The 8,277-nt window shown below is 62.5% G+C and carries 12 protein-coding genes; 3 read left to right on the top strand and 9 right to left on the bottom strand.

Going from position 1 to position 8,277, the window contains the following annotated elements:
• The 3 genes from EJP67_RS33330 to EJP67_RS33320 form a co-directional block, all read left to right on the top strand.
• Positions 1 to 803: ArdC-like ssDNA-binding domain-containing protein (locus tag EJP67_RS33330; protein ID WP_126025996.1), on the top strand; the 803-nt coding region annotated here is incomplete at its 5' end.
• 10 nt (positions 804 to 813) lie between these two features.
• Positions 814 to 1,224 carry a hypothetical protein gene (locus EJP67_RS33325; RefSeq protein WP_126025995.1) on the top strand — a complete coding sequence of 137 codons (411 nt, stop codon included), beginning with the start codon at positions 814 to 816 and terminating at the stop codon, positions 1,222 to 1,224.
• A gap of 8 nt (positions 1,225 to 1,232) precedes the next feature.
• A complete protein-coding gene (locus EJP67_RS33320) occupies positions 1,233 to 1,490 on the top strand; it encodes a hypothetical protein (RefSeq protein ID WP_126025994.1) in 258 nt (85 codons plus the stop codon).
• A 463-nt stretch (positions 1,491 to 1,953) separates the two neighbouring features.
• Here EJP67_RS33320 and EJP67_RS33315 read toward each other — a convergent pair whose 3' ends face one another.
• The 9 genes from EJP67_RS33315 to EJP67_RS33270 form a co-directional block, all read right to left on the bottom strand.
• Positions 1,954 to 2,295 (bottom strand): hypothetical protein, encoded by a 342-nt coding sequence (locus EJP67_RS33315; RefSeq protein WP_126025993.1) that lies wholly within the window; start codon positions 2,293 to 2,295, stop codon positions 1,954 to 1,956.
• A gap of 7 nt (positions 2,296 to 2,302) precedes the next feature.
• Entirely contained in the window at positions 2,303 to 3,295 is a 993-nt protein-coding gene (locus EJP67_RS33310; RefSeq protein WP_126025992.1) for an AcrVA2 family anti-CRISPR protein, read from the bottom strand.
• The gene (locus EJP67_RS33305) at positions 3,292 to 3,987 is read right to left on the bottom strand and encodes a DNA adenine methylase (RefSeq protein WP_126025991.1); all 696 of its coding nucleotides are present in this window, start codon (positions 3,985 to 3,987) and stop codon (positions 3,292 to 3,294) included. The genes EJP67_RS33310 and EJP67_RS33305 overlap by 4 nt, the downstream gene beginning before the upstream one ends.
• A complete protein-coding gene (locus EJP67_RS33300; RefSeq protein WP_126025990.1) occupies positions 3,988 to 4,596 on the bottom strand; it encodes a hypothetical protein in 609 nt (202 codons plus the stop codon).
• 18 nt (positions 4,597 to 4,614) lie between these two features.
• Positions 4,615 to 5,844: a hypothetical protein gene (locus EJP67_RS33295; RefSeq protein ID WP_126025989.1), complete on the bottom strand. Its 1,230-nt coding sequence runs from the start codon at positions 5,842 to 5,844 to the stop codon at positions 4,615 to 4,617.
• Positions 5,834 to 6,550, bottom strand: coding sequence for a PspA/IM30 family protein (locus EJP67_RS33290; RefSeq protein WP_126025988.1), 717 nt, complete (start codon positions 6,548 to 6,550; stop codon positions 5,834 to 5,836). Before EJP67_RS33290 ends, EJP67_RS33295 begins: the two co-directional genes overlap by 11 nt.
• Before the next feature lie 19 nt (positions 6,551 to 6,569).
• Positions 6,570 to 6,815: a hypothetical protein gene (locus tag EJP67_RS33285; protein WP_126025987.1), complete on the bottom strand. Its 246-nt coding sequence runs from the start codon at positions 6,813 to 6,815 to the stop codon at positions 6,570 to 6,572.
• A gap of 235 nt (positions 6,816 to 7,050) precedes the next feature.
• Positions 7,051 to 7,308, bottom strand: coding sequence for a hypothetical protein (locus tag EJP67_RS33275; protein WP_126025985.1), 258 nt, complete (start codon positions 7,306 to 7,308; stop codon positions 7,051 to 7,053).
• Between the two features lie 475 nt (positions 7,309 to 7,783).
• A complete protein-coding gene (locus EJP67_RS33270) occupies positions 7,784 to 8,047 on the bottom strand; it encodes a hypothetical protein (protein WP_126025984.1) in 264 nt (87 codons plus the stop codon).
• Between the last annotated feature and the right edge of the window lie 230 nt (positions 8,048 to 8,277).

The following is an 8,277-nucleotide window of genomic DNA, read 5'->3' as shown; positions in this document are numbered from 1 at the left end:
CAAAGGTGGGGACCGAATTCAGCCACATCCTTCAGGAGGCGTTGACGAAGCCGGGGATCGTGAACGAAGCGTATCGGGCGTTCCGCAACTACAGCATCGGAAACCAGATCCTTGCGGCCATCCAGCTCTCGGCCAAGGGCCTGCCGCTGTCGCCTATCGCGAGCTTCAACGCGTGGAAGGAAAAGGGCCGTTCGGTCAAGAAGGGCGAGAAGGCAATTTCCCTGTTCATGCCGGTGCCGGTGAAATCTCGCGCGAAGACCGGTGCAGCGGCCGCCATCGCCGAATCCGACGATGCACAAGGCGGGACGTTCAATGTGTTCATGCTGCGCGCCAATTGGTTTTCGCTGGACCAGACGCACGGCGAGGACTTCGCACCCGAGCAAGTCACGCCCATGTGGGACGCCGCAACCGCCATGGCGGCGCTGGACATCCGCGAAGTGCGCTTTGATGAGCTTTTGGGCAACCGCCTGGGCTATGCGACTGCGGATCGCACCATCGCAATCAGCCCGCTCAACAACCTCAAGCACAAGACGCGTTTTCACGAACTCGCCCACATCGTGCTCGGCCATACCACCGAAGGCGACGTGATCGACGGGCCGGAAACACCGCGCAGCTTGATGGAAGCCGAGGCCGAAAGCGTGGCCTACATCCTGTGCACCTTGCTGGACCTGCCGGGCCAAGCCGAAAGCCGGGCCTACATCCAAGGCTGGCTTGCTGGTGCCGAGCTGCCCGAGAAGAGCGCAAAGAAGATCTTCGGCGCCGCCGACAAGATCATGAAGGCCGGTCAGCCTGTCACCCACTGAAAGGCGCACCGTGGACCGGAATTCCCGCGAGACGGTGCCTGTCACCGTCATCTACAACTGCAAAAAATGCAAGGTCGGTCGACGTGTCGAGTACACGCGAATCAAGGGTTCGATCAATGGCCACGCTTCCCGCCTCGACGAGGCCGGCAAGCGCATTTCGTCGGGCGTCTGGATCGAGCGCAGCGGCGGCGGCCTGCCCACGGTCTACGGTGGCGATCCGCTAGGTATCTGCGCCGGCTGTGGCAAGGCCATGAGCTACGGAAAACTGACTTCCAGCCTTCGGCCGGAAGTGAAGTGCAACGCCACTTGCCAGCACGCACGCGGCTTCTCTTGCGACTGTTCCTGCAATGGTGCGAACCACGGCATGGGATGGCAGGTCGGCGCCGCTGGCCTCTTCACGAAATCCATTCAATCCAGCTAGGAGCTTCCATGTCCTCGTCCGTCGACCTCACCCCCATCGCCCAAGATGGATTTTCCTCTGAGCGCTGCGAAGGCGAGCAGGCATTGGCCGCGTGCCCCTACATGGAGAGCAGTCCGGCCGCCATGGCCTGGCTGGTGGGCGCGTGGTTGCGCGCCACCGGTCAGCCCGCACCCCGCGCCGTGCGCATGTCGCGCGGCTACAAGGTGCACGCCAACGGCATGTTGCTCTCGCTGGCCGATCCGGCCGCGATTGCACGCATCGAATAGCAGAAGGCAGCGACACGCCGCTGGCCAGCGGCATCGCCGTTCCCGGCGATGCTCGCCGGCGTCCGCCGCGCCCAGGGCGCGGCTTTGTCCTTATGAAGCTCGCCCGCGAGCCTGGTCAAGCAGCTTGTCGAGGTGCGCAGCCGGATCGGCACTGATTCTCTTCACGCTGTCCGCGCCTGTTGCGGAGCGGAGGCAGGCAATTGTGCTGCTCCTGCCCTCGGGCTGGTCCGGCAATCGGCATTCATAGGCGAGCAGCGCCAGCAGTGCGCGATCTTGTTCGGGCATCCTCATCACGTCAGGCCACAGCAACGACAAGCGCGCGTGAGCCTCCCTTGCCATAGATTTCCCAGCCGATCTACCCACGAAGGTCCCCACCACGGTCACGATCAGGAAGACCGCGATCCCGATGTAAATCGTTCGCCTTTTCACAGGTGACCTTCCAGCTGTGGCGGTTCGTATCCACTCATGTCGCATCCACCTTCAAGATAACCTCCTGGCTGCGTCTCAGTGCCCGAAGGATGATTTTTTCCGGCGCGGATACCGCATCCGGCAGCAGGCTGACAGTCGCTAGTTCGCCCGTCACGCTGACTTGCACAATGCCCATTCCCATGGGCGTGTACGCGCCCCCCGAGCGCGTGTAGCTCTGTTGGCGCACGAGCTTGCGAGTCGGCTCAGCCAGGTGCGCTTCGATCCGCTGGATCATTTCGCGATTCATCGGATGCGGTGGCCAGCGCGCCAGGTAGTCGCGCACCTCGGCCAGGAAGTGAAGCGTAGCGGCGTGCTGCTGATCGGTTGAAAATTGCATGGCTGTCCTACTGTCTCACCGGCCGGACAACCGGCACCAGCTCGCCAGGTTCCCGGATATTGACCCCGATCGGGGGAAGCCAGCGAATGTCACGCTGGCGCTTCTCCGTCGGCACCCCTTTGCGAGGGCCGCTCAAGAATGTATGCCAGTGAAAGGCCCGGACATGCGGCGTCAGCGTCCGGCCGGTGGCTGCGCCCCCGGCCGCTGTCCCCGCATACGCGGCGCGTAGCGCCGCTCCCATGCGGACGCCCAGCTCCCAGCTCACCGGCCCAGGTGCCGGAAAGACCCGCCAGCCGTCTCGGCGCGTCTTCACCGCCTTCGGCGGTATCGGCATCGCCGGCACCCCACCTCGCGTCAGCTCGGCATTCGCCGAGCAGAGGTAAAGCAGGATCGACAGGACAGGCTTCGCCGCTCTCTCGAAAAAGCCATAAAGCCCGCTCGTGGCCGGGTAGGTGCTCTCGATCGCTTCCAGCAGCGATTCACCTGACAGCTTGATCGTCAAGGGCAGCATCGTCCCTTCGTCGAGCGATTGGCTGAATTCCCTGTCCGTGTCGAAAAGCATTGACAAGAAGACTGCCCCGCCCTCGTGCTTGCCTGCCGCTTCCATCACCACCCAAACGCCATGCGCTGCGCCCTTGAACGTGTCGATGCCGGGCAGCTCGATGTAGACACACCACTCAGGCAGGCGCCGGAGCACTTCGACCGGGACGGCCGCATCCAGCGGCGTTTGCGTCAGTGCTTCCAGCAGCGTCGCGTCGACGCGATAAATTCCCTGCGTCATCCGCCAAGCGGCCAGAGCTGTCAGCTTCGCCGCCAGCACTGTCCGCTCACCCGTGATCGACAACGAAACCGCCATCGGCGCATAGCACCATGGCTCCCAGGCGGCTTCGGACATGAACTGCTCACGGAGTGCCGCGTGGCGTTTCCAGACGCCGGGGAGCTGGTGTCCCACCAGCTCCAACATGCGCAGCGCACGGTGCGCGCCAGGTCCTGCGGTCATTCTTGGCCCGCCGTGGCCAACTCGGAGGCCTCCAGCTCGCGCAGACATTCCATGATCGCTGCGCGCTCCAGCGGCTCCATCTTCTGGAGCTTGCCGAGCCATCGAGCCTTCTTCCGCTTGATCTGCTCACGCTTGCGAAAATTCGCGCCCACGTACCTCATGTCGTGCAGCAGCTCAGGCTTGTCGTAGTTCATCCAGATCCGCTCGACGGCTGGGCCGCCGCGCGTCATCACGGTGAACTCTTCACAACGCCATGCGCCAAGCACCGACTGCTCGTACATCGCCGAGGCGTAGCCGGACACCATCACCTTGCATGGCAGCGTCGCCAGCGTTTCCACCAGGCGCTCGTGATCGGCGTCGGTGTACTCGTGCCGGTACACCTTGCCGCCCCGTCGGCTGCCCATCACGTAGGGCGGGTCGACGTAGACGAATTCGGCGCCTGTGAATTTGAAGCGCTTGAGAAATGCCACCGCGTCGACCTGGTGCAGCTCCAGGCCTTCGACCTGTCGCGCGGTCCACTTCGCAATCACATCGGCATCGATGTCGATGCCAATGTTTCGCGCGGCCGGCTTCTTGCGCTCGAAGATGTTGCCGCCACCCAGGTGCGTCTCGATGTAGACATCGTGCGGTGGAATATTGTTGATGATCGTCTGATAGGCGCCGGAGCCGCCTTTGCCGCCTGGATAGCGCATCTACGGCCTCGACGCTTCGCGCATCATTTCGTCGACCTTCGTCTTGAATTCGACGCTTCGCCCACTGGTGTACTCCAGCCACGGCACAAACGGCGCCGAATACAGGCCATTGAAAATCACGGTGCTTGGGCACCGGAAGTCGATGGCATCGCCGTCGACCCGCACCAACGCGATATCGCACGGCACATCCGTTGCGCCGACGGCCTCCGCAGAGGCATACCCGGCATCCTCGCCCCGAAAAAACCACCAGTGATTCACCGCACAGATCAGCAGGTAGATGCCAAAGCCGTAGCTCGCGATGCGCACCATATTCCAGACAGTAGACCGAAAAGGACTGCGGCCAGCAACAATGGACTCCTGCGTGAAAGCCGCGAGCGTTGCAGCTCCCGCCACAAAGGCGAAAACAGGGGTCCAGTTCATCGCCGTTCCGGCTATCGCACCGCCAGCGAAGACCCGAGCAAAAACGTCCAGGGCGGACAAGAAGGCGAGTGAGCAAAGCAAGACCACTGCAAACAGTCCCGCTCGCAAAGCGGGATGTCCGGCAGGCAAAGCCCGCAGCGTCAGCGCAGCGTGCAATGACACTGCGCACAGAGCAAAGAGAAAAAGCATTTCTTTCGATACTCCGAATTAGTCGCTGCTGCTTGAAGATCCGCTGTCACTGGCGCCGCAATCTGAACTGCCTGCCCCCGAATCGCTCGACCACGAGTTGCTGTCGTAGCTGCGCGCGGGCTCTGGCGCCGGCGCAGGGCACACCTGGTCATCGCTGCGCCATGACGGCGCCGGCGCTGAAGTCGGAGCGCTACTGTCAGCGACAGCCTGCCGGCTCTCGTCGCTGCGCCCCGCGTGGTTCTCACTCCGCTGACCGTGCCAGACCGAAATCGGGCTCAAGGGGCTCAGTGGACTGAGCGGGCTCAATAGCGGGTTGAGAAGCAACCCGCTCATGAAGCCGTCGCCTGAAGGTGTTGGCGCGCCTGAGGCACCGGCTGGTGCCCTCGCCTCGACGGCCTTGCGCACCGCCTGCGGCGTTGGCGCTGCCGTACCCTTCCGATCCGCGCCACGCGTAGGTGCCGCTGGAACGGCATCAGTTGTCCCAGACATCCGAGCCGCCGTGTCGTTCAACTGATCTCGAATCTTCTCCAGCGTCTTGTGCTGCGCCTCGTCCAGTTCGCGGCGTGCATCATGAACTTGTCCCAGCATCTGCATCAACATGTCGATCGCGGCCTGAAGCTGCGATTCGGTCAAAGCAGGCGCCAGTCCCAAGTTGCTTGGCAGCCCACGATTGAAGGCGGCAGTTGCTGCTGCCTTCAATTTGTCAACGAGCCCTTGGGGCGCTATTGCCATCATCTTTTGAAGCACGTCAGCACGTTCGATCGTTTCGAGCAGCGCCAGGCGATCACCATTCAGTCTCGCTTGAGCAGCCTTTCGCGAGCTGCGCAGCACCAGGTATCCGCCAATGCCCAGCAGCACACCGGTTCCGATCGCAAACGGAAGGCCGTGCGCCCCGATCCAATCGAGCGCCTGCGAAAACCAACCCGGTTCACTGCTCACTGGGTCAGGAGTCTGCGGCGCTGGTGCAATTTCGCCCATGAACGCGCGCATTCCCAGGGCCCCAAGCAGCGACAGCCCCATGAGGAAGGCACCGATAAGCGGGCCCACGGCCTTATTGGCGTCCGCTTCGAAAATTGCCTTGTAACCAGCCCAGATCACCGTGATAGAGATCGCCGCGATACCCACGGGCATGAGAATGTTTGACGCCAATGTATCGATAGAAGTCGACAGGTGTTCCATGGAGTTGGACATTTGTGCACCCGCCGCCACTGGTAGTGCCAAGAGGGAAAGAATGGCTCTAGCGCGCATTTTTTTCTCCCTGAATCGCCTTTGCTCCCGCAGGTGCGGCCGTGGGCTGAAGGCCCAAGGCCTTCAGCTTTTCGCCAATCGCTTCGCGCCTGGCGTAGTCAGCGAGCTTCGCATCGGGATTTGCGGCGCTTTTCTCGTGCGCCAGCTCGGCCAGCGCAGCCGCCTTCGCCTCTTCGCGATCGACACTCTCTTCGAGTCGATCGAAGTCCACACCGCCACCTGCGGTGCCGATGTTGCCCAATGCACGGGCCGCGCGGCTCTCCGCCTGCGCGACCTTGCTGCGCGCGTCGAGCACGCTGGTCTTGTTCTGCATTTCGATCTTCACCTTGCGCAGGCTCTCCAGCCGGTCCTTCAGCTGGACGACCATCGGGCTCAGCCTGGCCACGTGCGTCTCGAAAGACGCGGCCAGCTCTTCCGCCTGCACCTGACGGTGCACAGCGTTGACGGCTTCGTCCTTGTTCCCGTCGGCCGCAGCCGTCTTCGCGATCGCGCCCCATTTGCCGGCGTCCGTATTGGCTTTGTCGCGGTTGTGCGCCATCAGCCGCAACTCGGCCGACACGTCGGCCACGCCTTCCTCAGCCTTCTTGATCTGTTCGTCCAACTGGCGCACGCCCTGGCGGGCTGTGCGGCCGGCATCGCTGTTCTTGTCGATCAGATCGTGCAGCGCACCAGTGATCTGCGTGATGAGTTTGCTCAGAATTCCCATGTCTATCTCCCTAACGGTGTTACTGGACAGCGCCGGCCTGGTCGGCCTGCGCTAATGTCTTCGGCTTCAGCTTTTGCGGCTTCAGCTTCTGCATTTCGGCTTCTGCCTCCGCATTGATTCTCGCGACGACATGCCGCGACCACAGCTCGCATGTTCCGGCGAAGATCACCAGCGCCAGCCACATGAACAACAGCGCCTCCTTCGTCCGATCTGGCGAGCGCTTCTTCGCGTTCGGCGTGGGCGCCGCATCTTTCTCATTTTTCACGTGGTTCCCCCCTTGAAAGTGCATGTGCCAAGTGCCGCGCGTAGGTTGCCACGGCTCGGAAATAGGCCGCCATCGGCCCTTTCCGCCTCTTCCATGCGAGTTCGGCTTGTTGGTCGGCTTGCCATCGAAGCTCCCGCAAGACAGCTTCGAGTGGTGCGCGCTGCTCCTTGGGCAGACTGAGCAATGCTCTTCCTGCCGGCAGTCGCAGCAGTGGATTCAGGTATCCCATCCCGAATCAGTTCTCGAGCCCGTGGGCACTCGTGTTGGTCGCCAGCGGCGTACGAATCTCGGCGTCTTCCAGTCGGACGCCTTGAGGCCCGAAAGAAAAGGACAGAACCCCGCTTCGCACGCGCACGTCGTTGGGAGAGGTGCCGATCGGGTTTGCCTTCAGCATGGCCACCATTTCGGCTTCGGTGACTCGCTCGCCCACTTTCGCCTTGATTTCGGCGGTGGTCATCAATGCGCTTTGTGGCGTGATGCCGTCGCGCTTCACCGCTCGCTCTTCGTGAGGTGTGTTTGCTAGAGTTCGTCCAGCCATACCAATCTCCATGACAGGTTGAGTGTGGTTAGGCGGTGGCTGGTGTTCCCGCACCTGCTACCGCCGCCTCTTACGGCACGTTTCCGCCCGTGGCACCAATCATCGCCGGAAATGGCGATGCTGTCAAGGAATCAGAAGAGCCAAAATGCATGTTTTGGCTTTCCGCTGCGCGGAACCGGGATGACCATTCCAGGGCGCGCGCCTTCGCGCTTGGTCCCTTCGGGACTGCCGGCAAGCCGGCACCCTTCCAGGCACACCCGGCGCCTGCGCCCTTCGGTTGCTGAATCCCCGCATGCACGCCACATCTGGCGATGCGGCACCAGTGCTTTCGCTCCCGCTCACGCCCAAATAACAAACGCCGACCTGCCATTGCTGGCAGGCCGGCGCATAGGCTCGGTCCTCGGCTACTCGCCGCAGCCCTATCCCCTGCTCATTCGGTCGCTTCGCTGGTACGCCCGGGGTCGTCCCCGTTGGGGTTGGCCACGGCCTGTGCAAAGGGCCGTGCACCTGCGACCACGAAGAACCACATCACCGCGATCCCGAGCTGGAGCCACACCGTCTTCGCCTGGCTGAAACCAGCTCTCACCACCAGCTTGAATAACTCGAACCAGGTGAAGCTCGCGAATGCGATGAGCAAAAGCAGAACGGCGAAGTAGATGAAGGCAACTGCCGCAGGACTTCTCCGAATGGTCATTTTTCACTCCTGAATTTGCCGAGGGAACGATGTCACCAAAACCCAGCGTTTGGCTGTTGGCATTGTGACCCTAAAACCTGCAGCATCGTCAATTCCGGCGAGGCTGGCCAGGCCAGCCTCGAAGAGTCCGCACGCGGGATCGGGCTCCCCTCCCTGCACTCCAGATCCAGCATCGCCTCAGACGGCGATGCACAGCCCAGGGGCCCCATCGCCAGATCCGGCGATGCGGT

The sequence above is a fragment of the Variovorax guangxiensis genome, from assembly GCF_003952165.1.
In the GTDB taxonomy this organism is placed as follows: domain Bacteria; phylum Pseudomonadota; class Gammaproteobacteria; order Burkholderiales; family Burkholderiaceae_C; genus Variovorax; species Variovorax guangxiensis.
This window is presented reverse-complemented; position numbering and strand designations above follow the sequence as displayed.

Bases quoted from the DNA above. Each gene is read 5' to 3' on its own strand.
- EJP67_RS33320 (WP_126025994.1), top strand. From the start codon at position 1,233: ATGTCCTCGTCCGTCGACCTCACCCCCATCGCCCAAGATGGATTTTCC.
- EJP67_RS33315 (WP_126025993.1), bottom strand. From the start codon at position 2,295: ATGCAATTTTCAACCGATCAGCAGCACGCCGCTACGCTTCACTTCCTG.
- EJP67_RS33310 (WP_126025992.1), bottom strand. From the start codon at position 3,295: ATGACCGCAGGACCTGGCGCGCACCGTGCGCTGCGCATGTTGGAGCTG.
- EJP67_RS33305 (WP_126025991.1), bottom strand. From the start codon at position 3,987: ATGCGCTATCCAGGCGGCAAAGGCGGCTCCGGCGCCTATCAGACGATC.
- EJP67_RS33300 (WP_126025990.1), bottom strand. From the start codon at position 4,596: ATGCTTTTTCTCTTTGCTCTGTGCGCAGTGTCATTGCACGCTGCGCTG.
- EJP67_RS33295 (WP_126025989.1), bottom strand. From the start codon at position 5,844: ATGCGCGCTAGAGCCATTCTTTCCCTCTTGGCACTACCAGTGGCGGCG.
- EJP67_RS33290 (WP_126025988.1), bottom strand. From the start codon at position 6,550: ATGGGAATTCTGAGCAAACTCATCACGCAGATCACTGGTGCGCTGCAC.
- EJP67_RS33270 (WP_126025984.1), bottom strand. From the start codon at position 8,047: ATGACCATTCGGAGAAGTCCTGCGGCAGTTGCCTTCATCTACTTCGCC.